Annotated in this window: 25 protein-coding genes and 1 riboswitch; of the genes, 10 read left to right on the forward strand and 15 right to left on the reverse strand. The window is 63.3% G+C overall.

The annotated features are described in order from the left end of the window. Positions 1-3 precede the first annotated feature (3 nt). Genes moaC through AS9A_RS04025 form a run of 4 tightly spaced genes read left to right on the forward strand, consistent with a single transcriptional unit; the run spans position 4 to position 2,672 of the window. On the forward strand, positions 4-501 hold the full coding sequence (gene moaC / locus AS9A_RS04010; protein ID WP_407636562.1) for a cyclic pyranopterin monophosphate synthase MoaC: 498 nt from the start codon (positions 4-6) through the stop codon (positions 499-501). After that, positions 498-971, forward strand: coding sequence for a MogA/MoaB family molybdenum cofactor biosynthesis protein (locus AS9A_RS04015; RefSeq protein ID WP_041450853.1), 474 nt, complete (start codon positions 498-500; stop codon positions 969-971). The genes moaC and AS9A_RS04015 overlap by 4 nt, the downstream gene beginning before the upstream one ends. Continuing rightward, the gene (locus AS9A_RS04020) at positions 961-1,437 is read left to right on the forward strand and encodes a molybdenum cofactor biosynthesis protein MoaE (protein WP_013805628.1); all 477 of its coding nucleotides are present in this window, start codon (positions 961-963) and stop codon (positions 1,435-1,437) included. The genes AS9A_RS04015 and AS9A_RS04020 overlap by 11 nt, the downstream gene beginning before the upstream one ends. A 41-nt stretch (positions 1,438-1,478) precedes the next feature. Then, positions 1,479-2,672: a DICT sensory domain-containing protein gene (locus AS9A_RS04025; RefSeq protein ID WP_013805629.1), complete on the forward strand. Its 1,194-nt coding sequence runs from the start codon at positions 1,479-1,481 to the stop codon at positions 2,670-2,672. A 19-nt stretch (positions 2,673-2,691) separates the two neighbouring features. On the opposite strand, the gene AS9A_RS04030 is transcribed toward AS9A_RS04025, so the two are convergent. From AS9A_RS04030 to AS9A_RS23780, 8 genes are all read right to left on the reverse strand, one after another. Further along, positions 2,692-3,087: an STAS domain-containing protein gene (locus tag AS9A_RS04030; RefSeq protein ID WP_013805630.1), complete on the reverse strand. Its 396-nt coding sequence runs from the start codon at positions 3,085-3,087 to the stop codon at positions 2,692-2,694. Between the two features lie 191 nt (positions 3,088-3,278). After that, a complete protein-coding gene (locus AS9A_RS04035; protein ID WP_013805631.1) occupies positions 3,279-4,286 on the reverse strand; it encodes a zinc-binding metallopeptidase family protein in 1,008 nt (335 codons plus the stop codon). A 15-nt stretch (positions 4,287-4,301) separates the two neighbouring features. Then, positions 4,302-4,568, reverse strand: a complete 267-nt coding sequence (locus AS9A_RS04040) for a DUF2277 domain-containing protein (protein WP_041450855.1) — start codon at positions 4,566-4,568, stop codon at positions 4,302-4,304. A 151-nt stretch (positions 4,569-4,719) separates the two neighbouring features. Then, on the reverse strand, positions 4,720-5,271 hold the full coding sequence (locus AS9A_RS04045; protein WP_013805633.1) for a transglycosylase family protein: 552 nt from the start codon (positions 5,269-5,271) through the stop codon (positions 4,720-4,722). 10 nt (positions 5,272-5,281) lie between these two features. Further along, positions 5,282-5,477: riboswitch (cyclic di-AMP (ydaO/yuaA leader) on the reverse strand. A 273-nt stretch (positions 5,478-5,750) separates the two neighbouring features. Continuing rightward, complete coding sequence (locus tag AS9A_RS04050) at positions 5,751-5,999, reverse strand: MoaD/ThiS family protein (protein WP_013805634.1); 249 nt, start codon at positions 5,997-5,999, stop codon at positions 5,751-5,753. Between the two features lie 2 nt (positions 6,000-6,001). Continuing rightward, positions 6,002-7,111: a GTP 3',8-cyclase MoaA gene (gene moaA, locus AS9A_RS04055; RefSeq protein ID WP_083826448.1), complete on the reverse strand. Its 1,110-nt coding sequence runs from the start codon at positions 7,109-7,111 to the stop codon at positions 6,002-6,004. Between the two features lie 55 nt (positions 7,112-7,166). Continuing rightward, positions 7,167-7,604: a YccF domain-containing protein gene (locus AS9A_RS04060; protein ID WP_049793839.1), complete on the reverse strand. Its 438-nt coding sequence runs from the start codon at positions 7,602-7,604 to the stop codon at positions 7,167-7,169. A 3-nt stretch (positions 7,605-7,607) separates the two neighbouring features. Next, entirely contained in the window at positions 7,608-7,868 is a 261-nt protein-coding gene (locus tag AS9A_RS23780) for a hypothetical protein (RefSeq protein WP_148262395.1), read from the reverse strand. A gap of 198 nt (positions 7,869-8,066) precedes the next feature. Between AS9A_RS23780 and AS9A_RS04065 the strand changes: the two genes are divergently transcribed. After that, positions 8,067-8,474: a cold-shock protein gene (locus AS9A_RS04065; RefSeq protein WP_041450856.1), complete on the forward strand. Its 408-nt coding sequence runs from the start codon at positions 8,067-8,069 to the stop codon at positions 8,472-8,474. 74 nt (positions 8,475-8,548) lie between these two features. On the opposite strand, the gene AS9A_RS04070 is transcribed toward AS9A_RS04065, so the two are convergent. From AS9A_RS04070 to AS9A_RS04080, 3 genes are all read right to left on the reverse strand, one after another. After that, entirely contained in the window at positions 8,549-9,148 is a 600-nt protein-coding gene (locus AS9A_RS04070; RefSeq protein ID WP_013805639.1) for a DUF2771 domain-containing protein, read from the reverse strand. Positions 9,149-9,154: 6 nt separating this feature from the next. Then, complete coding sequence (locus AS9A_RS04075; RefSeq protein WP_148262396.1) at positions 9,155-10,954, reverse strand: MFS transporter; 1,800 nt, start codon at positions 10,952-10,954, stop codon at positions 9,155-9,157. A gap of 82 nt (positions 10,955-11,036) precedes the next feature. Then, positions 11,037-11,846: a glutaminyl-peptide cyclotransferase gene (locus AS9A_RS04080; protein WP_049793650.1), complete on the reverse strand. Its 810-nt coding sequence runs from the start codon at positions 11,844-11,846 to the stop codon at positions 11,037-11,039. 141 nt (positions 11,847-11,987) lie between these two features. On the opposite strand from AS9A_RS04080, the gene AS9A_RS04085 reads away from it, so the two are divergent. Both AS9A_RS04085 and AS9A_RS04090 read left to right on the forward strand, forming a co-directional pair. Beyond that, positions 11,988-12,716, forward strand: a complete 729-nt coding sequence (locus AS9A_RS04085; RefSeq protein WP_013805644.1) for a DUF3027 domain-containing protein — start codon at positions 11,988-11,990, stop codon at positions 12,714-12,716. Between the two features lie 22 nt (positions 12,717-12,738). After that, on the forward strand, positions 12,739-13,290 hold the full coding sequence (locus tag AS9A_RS04090) for a phosphatase PAP2 family protein (RefSeq protein WP_013805645.1): 552 nt from the start codon (positions 12,739-12,741) through the stop codon (positions 13,288-13,290). On the opposite strand, the gene AS9A_RS04095 is transcribed toward AS9A_RS04090, so the two are convergent. Beyond that, positions 13,275-13,520, reverse strand: coding sequence for a DUF2530 domain-containing protein (locus AS9A_RS04095; protein WP_041450857.1), 246 nt, complete (start codon positions 13,518-13,520; stop codon positions 13,275-13,277). The genes AS9A_RS04090 and AS9A_RS04095 overlap by 16 nt on opposite strands. A 133-nt stretch (positions 13,521-13,653) precedes the next feature. Between AS9A_RS04095 and AS9A_RS04100 the strand changes: the two genes are divergently transcribed. Continuing rightward, on the forward strand, positions 13,654-14,085 hold the full coding sequence (locus AS9A_RS04100) for a MarR family winged helix-turn-helix transcriptional regulator (RefSeq protein ID WP_064441890.1): 432 nt from the start codon (positions 13,654-13,656) through the stop codon (positions 14,083-14,085). On the opposite strand, the gene AS9A_RS04105 is transcribed toward AS9A_RS04100, so the two are convergent. After that, positions 14,082-15,302 carry a GNAT family N-acetyltransferase gene (locus AS9A_RS04105; protein ID WP_013805648.1) on the reverse strand — a complete coding sequence of 407 codons (1,221 nt, stop codon included), beginning with the start codon at positions 15,300-15,302 and terminating at the stop codon, positions 14,082-14,084. The genes AS9A_RS04100 and AS9A_RS04105 overlap by 4 nt on opposite strands. 53 nt (positions 15,303-15,355) lie before the next feature. Here AS9A_RS04105 and AS9A_RS04110 point away from each other — a divergent pair, with 53 nt between their 5' ends. Both AS9A_RS04110 and AS9A_RS04115 read left to right on the forward strand, forming a co-directional pair. Further along, positions 15,356-16,174: a TrmH family RNA methyltransferase gene (locus tag AS9A_RS04110; protein WP_013805649.1), complete on the forward strand. Its 819-nt coding sequence runs from the start codon at positions 15,356-15,358 to the stop codon at positions 16,172-16,174. Beyond that, on the forward strand, positions 16,171-16,473 hold the full coding sequence (locus AS9A_RS04115; RefSeq protein ID WP_041450859.1) for a DUF2537 domain-containing protein: 303 nt from the start codon (positions 16,171-16,173) through the stop codon (positions 16,471-16,473). The genes AS9A_RS04110 and AS9A_RS04115 overlap by 4 nt, the downstream gene beginning before the upstream one ends. A 142-nt stretch (positions 16,474-16,615) precedes the next feature. On the opposite strand, the gene sepH is transcribed toward AS9A_RS04115, so the two are convergent. Together sepH and serC are read right to left on the reverse strand one after the other, a co-directional pair. Further along, positions 16,616-17,437, reverse strand: coding sequence for a septation protein SepH (gene sepH / locus AS9A_RS04120; protein WP_013805651.1), 822 nt, complete (start codon positions 17,435-17,437; stop codon positions 16,616-16,618). A 234-nt stretch (positions 17,438-17,671) separates the two neighbouring features. Continuing rightward, the gene (serC, locus tag AS9A_RS04125; protein WP_013805652.1) at positions 17,672-18,808 is read right to left on the reverse strand and encodes a phosphoserine transaminase; all 1,137 of its coding nucleotides are present in this window, start codon (positions 18,806-18,808) and stop codon (positions 17,672-17,674) included. Positions 18,809-18,831: the final 23 nt, after the last annotated feature.

The raw sequence follows: 18,831 nt of genomic DNA on the forward strand, positions 1-18,831 counted from the left end.
CCGGTGAATGACCTGAATTCGCCCGAAGGCGAGCCCCGGCTCACCCATGTGGATAGCCGGGGCTCCGCCCGCATGGTGGACATCAGTGAGAAGTCCGAAACTGCGCGTCGCGCGGTCGCCGCGGGCCGATTCGAGACGACGTCGGTAGTTCTCGAGCTTCTCGCGAGTAACGGCCTGCCCAAAGGCGATGCGCTTGCGACGGCGCGCATCGCCGCAATCATGGCTGCGAAGAAAACCCCTGATCTGGTGCCGCTATGCCACCCCATCCCGTTGTCTGGTGTAACAGTCGAGTTTGATCTTGGCGATACATACATTGACGTCACCGCGTCCATCAAAACCACTGGCCGTACCGGGGCTGAAATGGAAGCCCTGACAGCCGTGGCAGTCGCCGGTCTCACTCTGCACGACATGGTGAAGGCCGTCGACCCGGCAGCCACGATGAACAACGTGCATGTCGTCTGCAAAGAGGGCGGCAAAACGGGAAGGTGGGAGCGGCCGTGAAAGCCGCCGTTATAGTTGCGTCCACTCGGGCAGCGGAAGGGGTCTACGCGGATCGCACGGGTCCGGTGATCACGGAGTGGCTACTGGGCCGCGGCTTCGCTGTGGACGACCCGGTTGTCGTGCCAGATGGTGAGGCGGTCGGTGAGGCAATGCGTTCGGCGCTCACCCAAGGCTGCGGGGTCATTCTCACGACCGGCGGTACTGGCCTCACCCCAAACGACGTCACGCCCCAGCAGACTGCGGAGTTGCTCGACTACGAGATTCCAGGAGTTGCGGAGGCGATCCGCCGCGCCGGTGTCGCCAAGGTGCCCACAGCCATTTTGTCGCGGGGCCTCGCTGGCGTATCGGGCCACGCCCTGATCGTCAACCTCCCCGGCTCGCGGGGTGGTGTCAGCGACGGCCTTTGCGTTCTCGACGGGATCCTTGAGCACGCGCTCGACCAGATCAAAGGTGGCGGACATGGCGACTGAGAACCATTGCTGTTCGGGGCGTCAAGGACCCCTCGACCACACGCCTGACGTTCGCCGGGCGGCGGTGACTGAGGCGCGTCTCGACGTCACCGAACATGAGGCGCTCGTTGCTGACTCTGCTGCTGGCGCGGTCGTGAGTTTCGCGGGAGTCGTGCGCGACCATGATGGTGGTAAAGAGGTAGCACGTCTCGAATACTCCGCCCATCCCACCGCAGGTGCGGTGGTGGAACAGGTTGCCGCGGATGTCGCGGCGAACGCGCGGGGAGTGCGCGCCATTGCCGTCAGCCATCGTGTCGGCCCACTCGAGATCGGTGATGCTGCACTGGTGTGCGCCGTCGCGGCCGACCACCGGGCCGAGGCGTTTTCGACGTGCGCGGAACTCGTTGAGCAGATCAAAGCGCAACTCCCGGTGTGGAAGCGCCAAGAGTTTCCCGACGGCACCGACGAATGGGTCGGCTGCGCGTAACCCAGGCTTGTGCCGCTGAAGCTTTCTTGCCACAGTGAATTGTGTTTGTCAGCGCGCCTTCTGGTGCAGCAGAGTCTGAAACTAGCGGCATCCCAGTCGAGGTGGTGTACGCCCCTATCCGCAGGCTGTACGACGGTGTGCTGACGGCAGTCGATGTTCAGTTGCGCGGACCCGCCGGGAGCACGCTCGCCGCGCCTCGTGCCCTACGCGAAGCGGCGCGGTCTATGCAGGAAACTAAAGCTCTCGACACGATCAAGCTGTCGACGGGGCTAGTGGCCACTGAAGTCCCGGTGCTGTTCACCATTGACCTCGATGCGCCGCCAGCCACTGCGCTGCCCCCCACAGCGCACCAGGTCGTCACGATTACGCACGACGCGTTCAGTGCCCACCCCGCTCAAGCGTTACGAGCTGTGACCGCTGCGCGGAGCGACGGTCGTCTCGTTGCGCTTGATTCGGTTGGTTCGACGCCCCGATCGCTCGCTCTGCTCCCGCTTCTTGAACCGGACATCGTGATCCTGTCCCCGGACCTCATCCATCGACGGCCCGACCCCGATATTTCGCGAGCGGTTCACGGCATAGCCAGCTGTGCGGAGCTGCGTGGCGCGGTCATCATCGCGGACGGCGTGGATTCCGAGACGCAGCGGCGGCGCGCCGCCGCAATCGGAGCGGCATATGGGATGGGGGAGCTGTATCCACCGGTTTCCGCGCTGCCGCAGCTCAACTCGGAAGCGTGTGCGCCGTTGGCGTTTCCGGCTGGCGGTGATCCGAACCCGCCCAGCCGAACACCGTACGAAATCGTGTCGGAATTTAGGACGCCGCTGCGCAGCGCCAAACAGCTTCTGATCGAGATGAGTATCGGGCTCGAGTCGCTGGCCGCAGGTATCGGGGCGGAAGCGTTATGCCTGGGCACATTCCAGCACGCGGCGAACTTCACGCCGAAGACCGCGTCACGCTGGCAGAATCTCGGTCGGCGAGTCGCCTTCGCGGGGGTTTACGGCGCTGGTATGGGACTCTTCGCGGAGCACGGAGTGCACCGCGCCCCACTCGATCCGAATGATCCACTCGTCGACGAGTGGAACGTGATCGTACTCTCGCCCCACTTCGCCTGCGTGCTGAGTGCGCTGGACCTGCACCGTGATGGCGCAGAACGCGACCGAGAATTCGATTACATCGTGACCTACGACCGTGAAGTTGTGGCGCGGTGCGCGCGAGCAGTCCTGGAACGCTTCGACTGACCGCCGCACTGCGTTCGTGCTACTGGGCGATCAGCGCGAGCCGCCGACGAGAGGCGTTCGGGCTCTCTGCGGCCTCAGGAAGGTCGTGACGCACAGTGATGGGGCTGCGACGACTCGTCAGCGCGAACATGTCTCTCAAGTGTTCGCCGGCGATCACCGTGACTGACGTGTTCCGGAAAGCCGAGCGCCGGTTCAGTTCCGTCAGCGCACGGACCGCCGAGATAGAGCAGAAATGAATGCGGCGCATATCGATGAACAGCTGATCGGTGCCGCCGATCAGCGCGAAGGTATTGAAGAGCCGGGGCAGGGACAGGGCATCGAGCGTGCCGCTGAGTTCCAGCAGTATCGATTCGTCGGCGCGCCGCTCGATCGACAGGTCTAGGTCTTCGTTCGTGACCGGTTCGATAGCGTTCATGGCTGAAAGGTCCCTTCGTGCGGCGTGATCGCGGGCGGGTTACCCGGCGGGGTCCTGCTGTGCACGCCCCTAACAATGGTCGGCGAAGGTAACGGGGAAATAACACGAAAAATCACGAATCGATAACTAAATGGACTCAGGGCGGTAACGTCATCGCTGGAGGTCGTGCCGACGTCCAGTAAGGCAAGGCTCTAGTAGTGCGGTCGCTGAACTAGTTGGTGAATAAAACGCATCTTCTTCAGAACCGGCCCTCGCAGCACGAACGGGTACAGATCCGAGTGACCCATCGATCTATTGACCTGGTTGAGCGCCCACGCTAGTGGCAACCACCAGTCGATGATCCGGTTGAAGCCAGCGTCGCCGCTCAGATCATTGGTCAGCGACGCACCGGATGGCGCGAATCCGAACGCGGCGGCGGTGTCCAGGGCGTCTCGGATATGCAGGTAATGGGCGAACGTCTCGGCCCAGTCTTCCGCCGGATGCATCGTCGCGTAGGACGAAACGTAGTTCGCAGACCAGCCGTCTGGGGGGCCATCACGGTAGTGGCGGTTCAGCGCTGCTTGATAGTCAGCATTAATGTCACCGAAAAGTGCCTCGTACGTCGCGTGACGGTCCGTCGTGTTGATCAGCACCATCTGGTAGTAGTGGCCGATTTCGTGCCGGAAATGGCCCACGAGGGTCCGGTATGGCTCATCCATCTCGACGCGCAGTCGTTCACGGTGCAGATCGTCACCTTCGGCCAGATCCAGCGTGATCAGCCCGCTTGCGTGCCCAGTGATGACCTTTTCGCCGACGCTGGAGAGCAAGTCGAAGCCGAGTCCACGCTGGGGATCTTCATCGCGGTCAGCGAGTGGCAGTCCCAGCTCGTCAAGCTCGAGTATCACCCGCCGCTTCGCGGTCTCCGCATTCGCGAACTCCCGAAATAGGGGGTCCTCTTCGTTGGGCCGGGTTCGTGTCAGGGCGCACGACGCGCACAGCGGTGACGCTGAGTTTGCAGGCACCAGCCAGTTGCAATGCGCGAGTTTGCGATTAGCGCAACGAACCCACTCGGCATCCTTAATCCGTGTGGCACCGGACTCTTCGAGGGTTACCAAGGAGCGGCTCGGCAGATGGAGGCCGAGGTAGCTGCGGCAGCGCAGACACTGGGTGTTCTCGAACGTCAGCCGCTGGCCGCAGGTGCGGCAGAGGAAGTCACGCATGTGACAGGCGCCCGCTCACCCTTGGTGCAGTCGTGCGATGACCTCTGGCCGCCGCAACGGTGGCACTGTAGGCGGGGGCTGCTTGCGGGCGGGGAGCTGTTCCAGCAGGCGCGTCGTCGCTGCTGCGACATCCGCGACAGCCGCGTCGAACGCTTCTCGGGTGGTGTCCGACACTTTGGAAATACCTGCCACTTTGCGGACGTACTGGACTGCCGCGGCCTGGATCTCCTCCTGTGTCGCTGGGGGTTCGAGCCCGCGCAGCACGGTGATATTTCGGCACATACTCCAACGGTACGGGGATTCTGCAGCGAGGACGCGTGAACCCCGCACCGAGGGGGGAGTGGTGCGGGGTTTCACACAGCCCCAGTGACACCGAAGGGGGGAGGGAGGTGCCACCGGGACAGCTATTCAATTGGTATGTGACCCCTGAGGATCAGAGGCCGTTTGCCCAGGCCTCGATCTCCGGGGAGATAGGGAGCCCGGCAGCCTTGGCGTCGGCGATCATCCCGAGGGCGTCAGCGCTCACGAAGGACTGCAGGTCATTGATCGGTGCGGCCGCAGGCGCGCTCGAGCCCTGTGCGGGTGCGGCGATGTTCTGCGGTGCGCGGCTGGGGTGCGGGCGATCCGTTGGGGCGCTGCTCAGGCCAAGACGGCTCGAGCATGACGGCCATGCGCCCCATCCCTGACCGCGGAGGGTCTTCTCGGCAACGTAGATCTGCTGCTCGCGGGTGGCGAGGTCGGCGCGCGGAGCGAATTCACCGCCGCCATACGCCTGCCAGGTGCTCTGCGAGAACTGCAGGCCACCGTGGTATCCGTTGCCCGTGTTGATGGCCCAGTTGCCGCCGGACTCACACTGTGCGAGGCGGTCCCAGTCGGAGTCGGGAGCGGCGTTCGCGGGAGCGGCGAGAGCGACGCTTCCTGCGGTCAGTGCGGCACCGATAAGCATGGTCTTGGTGAGGGTAGCGGTCTTACGGCGTGCGCTCATGAAGAAGTGGTTCCTCTCGTGTGTGCGCCTGCGAAGTAAGCTGTCGGGTTCGGACTGAGAGTTCGTCCGGCCATGCCTCACCGTGATCGGTACCGCTTGGCTTTACCCCAAGGAGCCACACGCGTGGTGTCGCGTATTTCTCCGTATCCCTAGGGGATGGTGGGTCCCCCGCCTCTGTCCCTCGAAGTGTCGGGTTCCGGACCACGGGACAGAGCTAGGCGCGTGGTGCCGGGGTGGCTGGTTTGCTCAGCCGCGGTAGACGCTACGTTGCGATCGCGGCGTCGTCACCCCACTCTGTGGTGCGCGTTATTCTTTAAGAATTGATTAATGTACGCGTTAAACTGGGGCAAATTCCCAGCTAGCACCATGAAAAGTACGAAAAGATATCATCTCGTTATCGGTTCGTTATGTGACGAGCCTCACCGATTCGGCGACGGTGAGATCTCAAAATTTGAGACAACCTAACCCGCCGGGGCGCGTCATCCCCCTGCAAATGGGGGCAAGACGTCCACTGTGGTGCCCTCGCTGATTTCAATGGAGGTGTCCGTTGCAGCCATCTCGTTAATGAGAAACTGGCATTTACCAAGAACTCGGGCAAGCTCCGCATTTCGGTCAGAAAGATTGGCAATTAGTTGTGCCAGCGTGGAGCCAGGCTCGATTGTGCACGTTTCTTCAGGCGTGCCCGCGGCCCTGCCTGCTGCCGCGAAGTAGCGAACCGTAATCGTCACGCCTAACCGCCAATCGCACTCATGGACCGGCTTGGCTGAAGGAAGCCGGGATCGTTGATCGCATGGCCAGGAAGTTTGCGCCACATCGCCTCCCGCCACGCTTGGGCAAGTATTTCATCGCCTTCGGCTCCGTCGGGAACGCCAGCGGCGCCGCGCAGAAGTGCCCGCAGGTCTGTCTCGCCATGGGAGAACAGGCAGCTGCGAATCTGACCGTCTGCGGTAAGGCGGGTGCGGTCACAGTCGCCGCAGAAAGGCCGCGTGACGGAAGCAATAATGCCGACCGTCGCAGGACCGCCGTCGACCAGGAATCGCTCCGCGGGGGCCGAGCCGCGCCGCTCGGCGTGCGGAGAGAGGGTGAAGCGCTCTGACAGCGAGTGCAATATCTGCTCCGCGGTGATGCAGCCGTCACGCGTCCACCCGTGCCCTGCGTCCAGCGGCATCTGCTCGATGAACCGGAGCTCATATCCGTTGTCCAGGCAGAACTGCAAAAGGTCGGCGGCGTCCTTATCGTTGATTCCCGGCTGAAGCACCGCGTTGACCTTGACTGGTGTCAGACCGGCCTCCGCAGCGGCGGACAGACCAGCCAGCACGTCAGAGAGGCGGTCGCGTCGCGTCAGGGTGTGAAAATTCCGGGAATTGACGGTGTCGAGGGACACGTTCACCCGGTCAAGACCGGCAGCCTTCAGGCTGGCGGCTTTGCGGGCCAGTCCAAGCGCGTTGGTTGTGAGAGAGATGTCCGGGCGCGGGGCCAGGGATGCGGTGTAGGCGACGAGTTCGGTGATACGCGCGTACAAGAGTGGCTCGCCGCCCGTGAAGCGGATCTCCCGCACGCCGAGCATGGTGACGGCGACCCTGATGAGGCGTTGCAGCTCGCTGACGCTCAGCATGTCCTCGCTGGGCATCCAGTCGAGCCCCTCGGCCGGCATGCAATACGTGCAGCGAAGGTTGCAGCGGTCTGTTAGCGATACTCGCAAGTCCCGCGCTACCCGACCGAACGAGTCGATGAGCGGCCCCGCGGTAGGTGCTGGTCCCAGGTCGCTGCCCAGGCCGAGTTGGGCAGCCCGGCTTTCTTCCCGAGCCACCGAGGGAATTCCAAGCCCTACTGCTGACATATCACGCCAGCGTACCTATTCTGGCCGGATTATGCAGAGCGGCCTAACTGCCTGATCACCGTGGATAGTGGTGCTGTGCCTGGTAGGGGCCAGGGCTGCCCGGATACGGGAATGTGGGCTGATCAGTCGGAACGATCTGTTTCCCGAGCGGCATCAACGAAATCGGGATCATTTTTAGATTGCCGATTGCGAGGGGGATCCCGATGATTGTTATCGCCTGCAGGAAAGCGGTCACGATGTGACCGAGTGCGAGCCAGACGCCCGCCACGATCAGCCAAATGATGTTCCCCACGAAGCTCGGCAAGCCCGAGGTGGGCTTGTTGATCACCCGGCTGCCGAACGGCCACAGTGCGTAGATGGCGATCCGGAACGCGGCGATGCCGAAAGGGATCGTAATGATGAGAATGAGACAGATGATTCCGGCGAGCATGTAGCCCAGGGCGAGCCAGATGCCCCCGAACATCAGCCAGATGATGTTGAGAAGGATGCGCAGCATCTATTTCACCCGCCTGCGCCCGCCGGTCAGCACGGTGGTGAAGAACGCCACGGTGAGTCCGAGCGGACACAGAAGACTGATGACGTACAGCGCTGTGATCGGGGCGCCGCCCGCGATGTGGATGGCAAAGATGGAAGTGAGCGCGATGACGCCGATAATGAACAGCGCCATCCCGACCCATAGCGCCACTGTCTCCGCGCGTGAAGAGGGTTCTTGCCGACGCGCGGACCGTGTAGAGGTCACTGCAGATTCCTGAGCCACAGCAACAACGGTACCGCTGTGCTGCCGATGATGACCTACCCGGAGTGCAAGAGTGTGCACCTGATTACACGAATGCGGCAGGTGCGGCGGAGGCGCTAGGATATAGGCGAGACGCATCCTGCAGTGCGCAGGGTGCGTTCGTGCGTGCATACCCATGCACGCGCTGACGAAGTAGCTAGTGATGAGCGGGTGACGAGGGTGCCTACCGGCAAGGTCAAGTGGTACGACGCGGAGAAGGGTTTCGGCTTTCTCTCGCAGGACGACGGCGAGGACGTACATGTGCGATCCGCAGCGTTGCCTTCTGGGGTGGAGTCGCTGAAACCTGGGCAGCGTGTCGAGTTCGGCATGGCTGTGGGCCGTCGCGGACCCCAGGCGCTGAGCGTGAAGGTGCTCGATCCACTGCCGTCGATACGGCAGGCTGCGCGGAAAGAGGCACCCGTCAAGCGCCGATCTCCCGACGAGTTGCACAGCATGATCGAGGACATGATCAAGCTCCTCGAAGCATCTGTGCAGCCCTCTTTGGACAAGGGCCGCTACCCGGAGCGCAAGCAGTCGCAACGCCTCGCTGAGGTAATCCGCGCTGTCGCACGCGAGCTCGACGCTTAGCCGCAGTCGCACACCAAAGAGACGAAGCGGGCCCGGTGAGAAACTCACCGGGCCCGCTTCGTGATTTGTGCGCGTCAACGCATGATCTGGGTGTGGATCGCCCAGGTCGCGTGCGAGACGATCGACTGCTCTCCGGTAGATGCATCGACAATCCCCATCGGAAGCTTGATTTCGACGATCCGCAGAGCGAGCCCGTCGTCGTTGAACGTCGGCAGCGAAATCGAGCGGCGTTCACTGGGGCCATGCATGTCGTCGATGACGTCGATCTCCCTGGCCTCGCTGTCTTCATACAACGCCAGAAGGCTCCACGGTGCGCCAGCGATCTCCTTTGGCAGCGAAATCTGTACGGTCTCGTCTGGACGGATATCGATCAGTGCAGGTTGCCCCTCCGGATCGCACGTGTCAGCGAAATCGATGGTCGCTTCGATTTCCTGCTCAGGCGAGAGTGGCTGCTGCTGTGCCCAGCGCTGACTAGCCTCGGCCAATTTGACGAGGTCGCAGTACTGGAAGGCGTCAACTTCTTTAGCGTTGCCTGCTGAATAGACCGTGAGGTGCGGCCGGTGTGGCTCATCGCCGCGGAAATGTGCTTGCGCTGCGATCACAGCGGCTACGCCAAGTGCGGATATCACCGCCACGGCAGCCACAATGGCAATGAACTTGCGGGAAACAGGCATGCGCAGCTACTTCTCCTCGGTGGTGCTGTCACTAGGCGGTTGCGTAGTGGGCCCGGGGCGATACACCGGCGGCCCCGAATCCGCTGCTTCGGAGGATACGTCCTCGCTCCGCGTACTCGCCCACGCCATCGGCGGTTGCGAACCTTGCTTCGACCGTGGAGCGCTGAACCCAGTGACCATGGGCGGCTCGGGCTGCCCTTCCGGTGCGGCCCGGTCGGGTCGGCGGCCACCAAGCCCAGGCAGCAGCGACATGCCCCGGAAAGTGAGGATTGTCTGCGTCAGCCCGATTACCAGCAGGCCGCTCACCACAGTGAACCCGATCCAATATTCGGTCGGCAGCAGGATCCCGAGTGCACCACCGAGCACCCAGCTGAGTTGCAGCGCCGTCTCTGACCTGCCGAAAGCGGAAGCGCGCGAGCGATCGGGGATGTCGTTTTGCAGCGATGCATCCAGCGATACCTTGGCGAGGGCGCTCGCTGCAGCAGCCACGAAGGCCGCGACTGCGGCGGTCGCGAGACTGTCTGTCAGGGCCGCGAACAGCGCTACCGCTGTGACCGCGCAGACGCACCGCAGCACGATCACCGCTGGTCTTCCGAGTTTCAGTCGTGCACCGGCCGCATTTCCGCCGAAGTTGCCCACCGCAGCCGCCACGCCGACAAGGCCGAGCATCGCGACCTGCATCATCGGTGCGTGCTCTGTCCGTGACTTTGCGACAAACGCGATGTAGAGAGTGAGGAAGCCGGTCAGAACCCGGATCGTGCAGTTGCCCCACAAGCTCGTCAGCACCGCCCGGCCGAGAGGCTGCCGACGGGTGCCCAGCACAGCTGCCATGGGCCGGGCCGAGGGGTCACGGTCCTTGCCGTCGCCGTGGTAGGTGAGCGTCGCCGGGACTTCTCCTTCGGTCACTTCCACCCAGGACGGAATCCGCATACTCAGGAAGGCGCCTGTCAGGGTGATGCCAATCAGGAGGAACATAGCTCCGGGGAGCTCGAACAGTCGTCCGACGACCGCCTCGACACCACCGGCTATAGCACCCACCGTGATCGTTCCGACGACAAGTCCGAAAACCGTGAGGCGTGAGTTCGTTCGGACAAGGTCGATTCCGGGTGGCAGAACGCGCGGCGTCACAGCGGCTTTCAGCACCCCGAAGGTTTTACTCAGCACCAGCATTCCCAGCGCCGCCGGGTACAGCACCCACGGATCGAAACTGCCCGCCGCACTGTTGTAGTTGAACAGCAGGACAAGCACCAGCACTGTTCGGCCGAAGAATGACGCAGCGAGCGCCAGTCGCCGTCCACGCTGCACGCGGTCAAGAGCGGGGCCGATCAGCGGCGCGATGATGGCGAACGGCGCCAGCGTAATCAACAAGTACAAGGCCACCATGCCGCGGCTCTCGGCAGTTGTGGCCGAGAAAAAGAGTGTGTTCGCGAGCGCGATGGCGACTGCCGCATCGGTCGCGAAGTTTGCGATGGTGGCGTACGTCAGTGCGGTAAGCCCCGACTTGTCGGCGCCGTCTGCGGTTGCTGCTCTGCGAAAAGTACTGATGCCCTGTTTCGTCAGTTGCCGACTCCGCATGGCAGCCACCCGCGTGACGGTGATCTTCTTCGGCAACCGCGGTGCTTCGGGTCCATGCGACGCGGACCGGGGGCGGGAGGTGTCCTGCTGGGGGAGCGGATCAAGAGGCGGTAAGGACGGCCGGGCCGATGAAGGCGGATAGTTGTGGCCCCCGGGATGGCGCCCCGCCCAATCCTCAGACCCGCGCCGCCCACCGAAGTGCGGGTCCTGCGGCGGCTGCGAATCGGTCACTGGTCAATTCTGTCCCATATCGCGCCGCAACGACCACTTCACGCGGGCCCGTCGGCATGTCGCGTCCCACTCGCACGTCGATCTACCGGGCAACGAACTCGACCTCGAACATTTCCGGCCAGAGCTTGCCTGTCAGCAAGAAACGGTCGGTACCCGGGATCGCGGCGACTCCGTTCAGTACATCGACGCCACCGCGTTCCTCATCACTGAGGAGCCCGGATGCATCGATCACGGCAGTGACGCGACCGTCCTCCGGGTTGATGCGGACGATCCAGTCGGTCTGGAAGATGTTGGCGTACACGCCCTCAGGAGTGCATTCGAGCTCGTTAATCTGGTCGAGCGCGGATCCGCGCAGTGTGACCGCCACCGTGTCGAGCGCATCGAAGGTGACCGGATCCCGGAAAGTCAGCGTGTCCGAACCATCGCTCATGACGAGTCGGTCAGGGTAGGAGCAGAGGCCCCAGCCCTCGCCCTCATAGCTGACTGTGGCGATCTCTTCGAGTGTCGCGGGATCGCGCTCAAACGCCACCTCGTCGCGCCAGGTGATCTGCCAGACTCGGTCCTCGGTGACAGTCAGGCCCTCCCCGAAGTACGGCAGGGGCAGATCCGCGCGCGCGACCTCCTCACCGGTTTCCAGGTCCCGGGCAGCGATCCACGATAGGCCGACGCGTCCAGTAGATTCGTAAAGCAGTGGACCGGCGATTTCGAGGCCCTGGGTGAAGGCTTCAGGATCATGTGGGTGGACTTTCACGACCTCGGGCTGAAGGAGTTCCACGTCATCCTCGCCGCCCGCGGGGACGATGTCGTCGTTGCACGCGGTGACCAGAGCGGCGCTCGCCAGCAGCGCCCAGACCAGCCGGAACTGTGATTTGCTGCACGATCGCAATGTCATGTGAGCTAGCCTGCCTGAGAAGTCCTGTGTGCGAAGTCGAGATTTGACCGCTTTATGGGGCAAGATGGCACTGTGAACGCATCAGTCGTTTCGCGCCCTCCCACGGGTTCGGATAACAGTGAATCACGTGAGGTGCCATCTGTGCTCGCGGATGCTATCGATCTAGCCCGCGACGCGGTACGCGCCATCGCTGACGAAGCTGCGGTGGGGGAGCATCACGGAGTAGTACCTGAAGGAGAGTGGGCCGCGTCCCACCGGTTTGCGGCGAGCCTGCCCGGCTACCGCGGCTGGGAATGGAACGTGGTGGTCGCTGCCTGCCCCGGCGCCGCAACCGCGACGGTGAGTGAACTCGCGCTGCTTCCCGGCGCGGACGCGTTGCTCGCGCCCGAGTGGGTGCCGTGGGAGGACCGCATCGAGTCGGGCGACCTCATGCCGGGCGATCTCCTGCCGCCGAAGCACCACGATGAGCGGCTTGTGCCGGGGTACATCGAAACAGGGGACCCTGCAGTCGATGAGGCTGCGGCTGAGATCGGGTTCGGCCGCCCGCAAGTAATGAGTCTGGAAGGACGTCTGGCTGCGGCGGAACGGTGGACGGAAGGTGACTTCGGGCCCCACGCTGCGATGGCAGCCGCCGCTCCGGGCACCTGCGGTACGTGTGGCTTCTATCTCCCGCTAGCTGGTTCGCTCCGTGCCTCATTCGGGGTGTGCGGCAACGAACTCTCGGCTGACGGTCACGTCGTGCACGCGCGGTTCGGATGCGGCGCACATTCCGACACGGAATTGCCGAGCGGGGCGGGTTCGCCCCAGTACGACCCGTACGATGACGGTGTTGTCGAGGTTATGGATACCTCCCGTCAGCACGGCCAGTAGTGCTTCAGTTCCGGTACTCGCGATGACGACGGAGTTCGACACCCGCGTCCTCATGTGGGTGACAGACATTCGTGAGCCCTGGATGACTGTCTTCTTTCACGTAGTGACGCTACTCGGAAGCCTTCCGGCCGTCGCGCTGATCACGGCGGCAGCGGCGACTGTCGCCGTTCGCTCCGGCAGGCGCTGGGATGCGGTGTTAGGTGTGGTGACCGTCGTGACCGCGTGGCTCCTGATGCGGGGGCTCAAAATGCTCGCGGGGCGCGACCGTCCGCCCCCGGAACTCAGCGTGGTCGAGGTCGGGTATTACTCATTGCCGTCAGGACACGCGCTGATGATTGCCACAGCTGCGGTGGTCGTTGGGGCGACCGTGCTCCGGAACAGGTGGACCTGGCCGCTGCTGGCTGCTGTCGTGATCCTCGTAGGGGTTTCTCGCGTGTACCTGGGGGCGCACTGGCCGACTGACGTCATCGCTGGCTGGGCTATAGGGACGATCTGGGCGTTCGCTTGCGTTGCGCTGAGTCACGCGCTGCGGCCGACGGAGTTCCGGGTGGCGCGCCGTCACAATCCGCGCTGAGCAGAGCGATCGCCACGGCGTACCGCGTGGCGCTGCAGAAGAAAGATCAGCCCTCCGAACGCGGCGACGCCGAGTCCCGCGATACACACCCATAAGTAGTCGGCATACTGATCGCCGAATGTGACAACGATAATCGTCGCCATCAACCACCCGAGCGTCCCCACTGTTATCACAGGCCGGGGGTCCGACAGTCTCGCCGGAAGCGGCGGTGGTTCAGGATGCGTGCCCACACCGCAAACCTATCGTGTCACGCCGCCGGTCCCCACATCGCACCTCAAAATCGGCCCGTGGTCGTGTACTGCCGGAAAGTAGGCATTGCAAACCGTAAACCCCGCGCACGAATCTCCCGTAATGTCTCTATCCGTGAGTCACGACGAGAAACAACTGGCGAGTGATCTCGCGTTAGCCGTCGTGCGGCTAGCGAGGCAGCTGCGCGGCCATCGCCATCACTCTTCAGTGTCACTAACCCAGCTATCGGCGCTATCCACCCTCTTTACTGAGGGCTCGATGACACCCGGTGCACTCGCTGCCCGTGAGCGCGTCCAGCCACCCTCGATGACGCGGGTTATCGGGTCGCTGGCAGACCTTGGACTGGTCGACCGGATGCCGCACCCCACCGACGGACGGCAAATCATCGTTTCGCTGTCTGAAGCGGGTAAAGCGCTGGTCCAAAACGAGAAGGAGGCGCGCGAAGAATGGCTCGCCTCGCAGTTACGCGCTCTCGGCTCCAGCGAGCTGAGTTCCCTGCGCGACGCGGTCGGCACGATGACCGAACTCGTCAAAACCTGCGACTAAAAGAACATGCCGCCGCGTGGCGCCGCCGAGGTCGTGAACGCGTGATCGAAACGCTCGAGTATCTCCGGGTCTGGCGCGGAAATCCGGCCTGCCTGCGCGAGCGTCACGGCGCGGTGCTCGCCGAAATAGATGCTGGCCAGGTCGCCAATTCCGATCGTCAGCCGGGCAGGTTCCTCCGCCGGGACGCACTGGGCGTTCCCGCCGTTGCCCCGAGATGTGAGCCGGAATACCCCACCCCGATCTAGGAAATCATCCACCACCTCGATCGTGACATCGAGTTCGCATGCGTAGCTGCGAGCCCGCAGCACGCCAGGAACATCCAAGATGCGGGCCCACAGTAAATCGTGAGAACCCGTGAGGCGGGGCAGGCGCGGATCCTTCAGCAGGTAGGGCAGCAGCATGTCGCGGGACTCGGACACCGTGATGGTGCTCATCAGGTCGAGGCCGCCGAGTGTCCGCCAGAGCGCTATGTACGCTTCCGGCGTCACAGCGAACATGTCCACAATTTCCAGTGACATCCCCGAGTCCGCTGACTCGCGCACCCGATAGGACACGAACCCGTCGTCGTGAAGCAAGAAGAATAGCGCAGAAGCCCCTCCGCGCTCGCTTTCCGGGTCCGCGAAGACACCGCGCCAATACGCAGCGGGACGTCCTACCGCTCCGGCCCTTTGCCGCCGCCAGCGATCGTAGATCGGGGGCAGGAACTCCTCTGCCTCGTCCTTGGCCGCGAGGCGGACGCCTCCCGGATCGACTGTTGTCGAACGGAACGCCGCGAACCGCCGATCAAACTTATGTGTGAACTCGGTCGTGATCGGGCCATATCCAAATCGGCCGTAGATTCCCCCTTCAGAGGCAGTGAGAATCGACATCGGAGCGCCGGATTCGAGGAAACGCTGATGCTGCTCTGTCAGCAGGGTTCGCAGAATGCCTCGGCGGCGGTGCGTGGGGGCGACAGAAACCCAGGTGACGCCCGGAAGGTCGATGAGGGCGCCTCCTGGCACAGTGATTTGCAGGTCGTAGTGCATTGTCACGCCCACAACCTGGCCGCCGTTGGTCGCGACAATCACGTTGTCGTTGGGGGCGAGTTCGCGCGTGATCCCACTCTTCAGGTCGGCGATATGGCCGCCGAAGTTGAAGCTGTCGAGCTTCACAATGTGTGGCCAGTCGTCATCGGTGGCGTTGCGAACCTCGATTGCTGATCCTGTCTCGGTCGTCACGTGTCAGAGCTTGGCACATCAGGCCGCTCAATACATCTCAATAGGATGAGCACGTGGCTTACGCAGTCGATATCACTAGTCCCGATGATCCGCGCGTCGATGACTTCCGCGATTTGAGCACCGCAGATCGCCGTCCCGATCGACCAGGCGGGAAAGGCCTCGTGATCGGCGAGGGCACCGTGGTGGTCGAACGGATGCTCGGCACCCCTTTCGAACCGTACGCGCTTCTCGGGGTGGCGCGGCGGTACGACCAGCTGTGTGGCCAGCTCAGAGGTCTAGAGGTGCCGTTCTATCGGGCGAGTGCCGACACGATGGCGACAATCGTGGGATTTCACCTGAACCGGGGAGTGCTCGCCGTTGCGGGTCGTCCCGCGCCGAGGAGCCCACGCGACTTGCTGGCGGCCGCGCGCACCATCGCCGTGCTCGAAGGTGTGAACGATCACGAGAACCTGGGTTCGATCTTCCGTAATGCGGCGGCACTCGGCGTGGACGCGGTGTTCCTGAGCGGACGCTGCGCCGATCCGCTGTATCGGCGGTCAGTGCGTGTTTCGATGGGACATGTGCTTCGAGTTCCGTTCGCTGTCGCAGCTTCCTGGCCTGACCTGCTCGGCGAGCTGCAACGTCGCGGATTCAGCACTGTGGCGCTCACGCCCGCTCAGCCGTCGCTGCCGCTGGCACATGCGGTGGCCAGCGAGAAGGTGGCGTTCGTGCTCGGCGCGGAAGGTCCAGGACTGAGTGAGGAGACACTCGAGAGCACCGACGTGCGCGCCCACATTCCCATGACTACCGGCGTTGACTCCCTGAATGTGGCGACCGCTGCGGCAGTGGCCTTTTATGAACGCGCGCGGCTCAGTGAGGATGCCTCACGGTGACGGGCGGGGAAGAAGAGCGTGGTGCGCCGAATAAGACGCCTTGGTTACTGGGCATCGTGTTCGCCATCTTCATCGCGGTGGTTCTGGCCACTGTCGTCGCGTCGGTGGGAACAGGGCTGCTCAGCATTCACCCGCTGCTTGCGATAGCACTCAACACCGTTGCGGGAATCGGTTTCGCGCAGCCGCTATGGAGCTGGCGCGCACGACCCACACTGCGGTTCGCCGCGCTGGGAATAGCGCTCGGTGCCATCACGGGCTGGCTCTACCTGATTTTTGCGCTGCTGTTCGGTCGCTACTGACCTACCCGCGGATCAGGTTGATGTAGACCCATGGGCCAAGAAAGACCAGGATCAAGAGCACAATGATCAGCGCGCCGATCGTGAGGAGGGGACGGTTCCTCATGTGTCCGATCCTACGGGAGTGACCTTGGGGGAACGTCGCTTAGTGCTGGGTTCCGGTACGCACACCGAGGAGTACGTCCTCCCATGAGGGCATAGGAGGCTTCTTCTTGCCACCGGTGGGGGCCTGCTGCTTTGGCTCAGGCTCGGGAGGCGTGGTCTTTTCGGCTTTGGGGGGTTCGGGGGCAGGAGTAGTCTCCGGCTGCGCAGGTGCGGCAGCAGGCTTGGCCGGCGGCTTAGCAGTGACGATTGGGGTCACGGGACTCAGCGCCGGGCGGGGACGTGGCATGTCAGTCGAGACGAGTTCCTTCGCGGCATCGTCAAGGGCTGCCGCCGTCCCGCCGTCCGCGCCTGGCTGAAAACGCCAGTGAGCCTTGTTCTCGGTGCGGCCCGCAGCCCAGCTGAGCTGAACAACCCAGCGGCCCTCGTCGTTGCGCCAGGCATCCCACTGGGCCTCGTCGATGTTCTGCCCGCGCGTGCCAAAGGTCTGCGCGACCGCGGTGCTGAGGGTTTGCAGAGCGGGGCCATCCTCAAGGAGCGGGTGAGCGTGCTGCGCCATCTGTGCCATTCGGGCCCGTTCCAGAAGGACTGGGTGAGCGAAGCTCTCCACCCGCGCCATGGGCAGCCCGGAGGTCTCGGCGATCTCCCTGACACTTGCTCCAGCGCGGACACGGGCCTGAATCTCGCGCGGACGGAGTCGGCTCTCCATCTCGACTTCGATCTGGCCGAGGCGGCTCAGGTCACCGTGCGATGCCGCGCGCAAACGGTCATCTGCGGCGATTTTGAACTTCGCGCCGGTGTTGACGTCCGCGCAGATGATTGCGCTGCCGTCGGATTCGATTCCGACCACCTTGAGCTCTCGCACTCTGTCCTCCTCAGGCCGCTCGCGCCGCAGAATTCCGCGTCTTTATCGCACTGTAATGGAGTCGTGACTTGAGTTTCGGGAGTGACACGCGGGGTGTTGAAGTGCGGTGACGGGTTGCCTGCGTGATAAGGCATGTTGTTCGCGACGTATGCGGGTGCGAACAACATGCCTTCTGGGTAAACGCAGAAAGCCGGGACACCAACGGCGTCCCGGCTTACTGGTTCGTGTGCGGTGTTAGCTGAGTTTCTCCACCACGTAGTCGACGCACTTCGTTAGCTGGGAGACGTCATCAGGGTCAATGGCCGGGAACATGCCGACACGAAGCTGGTTACGGCCGAGCTTGCGATAGGGCTCGGTGTCGACAATGCCGTTCGCCCGGAGAATCTTCGCGACCGCTGCGGCGTCGACCTCATCGCTGAAGTCGATGGTGCCCACCACCTGCGAGCGGTTCTTTGGATCGGTGACGAATGGAGTCGCGAAGGACGAGTTCGAAGCCCAGTCGTAGAGACGTGAGGACGAGTCCGCAGTCCGTTTGACGGCCCAGTCGAGTCCGCCGTTCGCGAGCAGCCACTCAATCTGATTGGCGAAAAGCAGCAAGGTTGCAACCGCAGGCGTGTTGTATGTCTGGTTTTTGACGCTGTTGTCAACGGCAATCGGCAGCGAGAGGAACTCGGGAACCCAGCGTCCCGAGTCCTTGACCTCTTCGACACGCGCCAGTGCGGCGGGGCTCATGAGCGCAACCCATAACCCGCCGTCAGCAGCAAAGCACTTCTGCGGCGCGAAGTAGTAAACGTCAGCATCGGTGATGGTCACGGGAAGCCCGCCCGCCCCCGATGTGGCGTCGATCGCGACTAGAGCGTTCTCAGACCCAGTTGGACGGGTCACAGGGACCGCGACGCCGGTTGATGTCTCGTTGTGTGCCCAGCCGATGAGGTCGACGGACGGGTCGGACGTCGGCTCTGGAGCGGTGCCAGGCTCAGAGCTCACCACGATTGGCTCATCCAGGAACGGTGCATTCTTAGCCACTGAGGCGAACTTGTTGCTGAATTCGCCGTAGGTCAAGTGCAGCGACTTCTCGCGGATCAGCCCGAAAGCGGCAGCATCCCAGAACGCGGTGGTTCCACCGTTGCCGAGGATGACTTCGTAACCATCAGGCAGCGAGAATAGGGAGCGCAGCCCCTCGCGAACACGTCCGACCACATTCTTGACGGGCGGCTGCCGGTGGCTGGTACCGAAAACCGACGCACCAATGTCGACGAGCGACAGCAGCTGGTCCGGCCGCACCTTGGATGGCCCGCAGCCGAATCGGCCATCCGCCGGCTTGAGCTCGTCGGGAATGGTGATACCGGGAGTGCCGGTGGTATCAGTCACGTCCTCGCCGTCCTTACTAGAAG

Source organism: Hoyosella subflava DQS3-9A1 (genome assembly GCF_000214175.1).
Taxonomy (GTDB): Bacteria; Actinomycetota; Actinomycetes; order Mycobacteriales; family Mycobacteriaceae; genus Hoyosella; species Hoyosella subflava.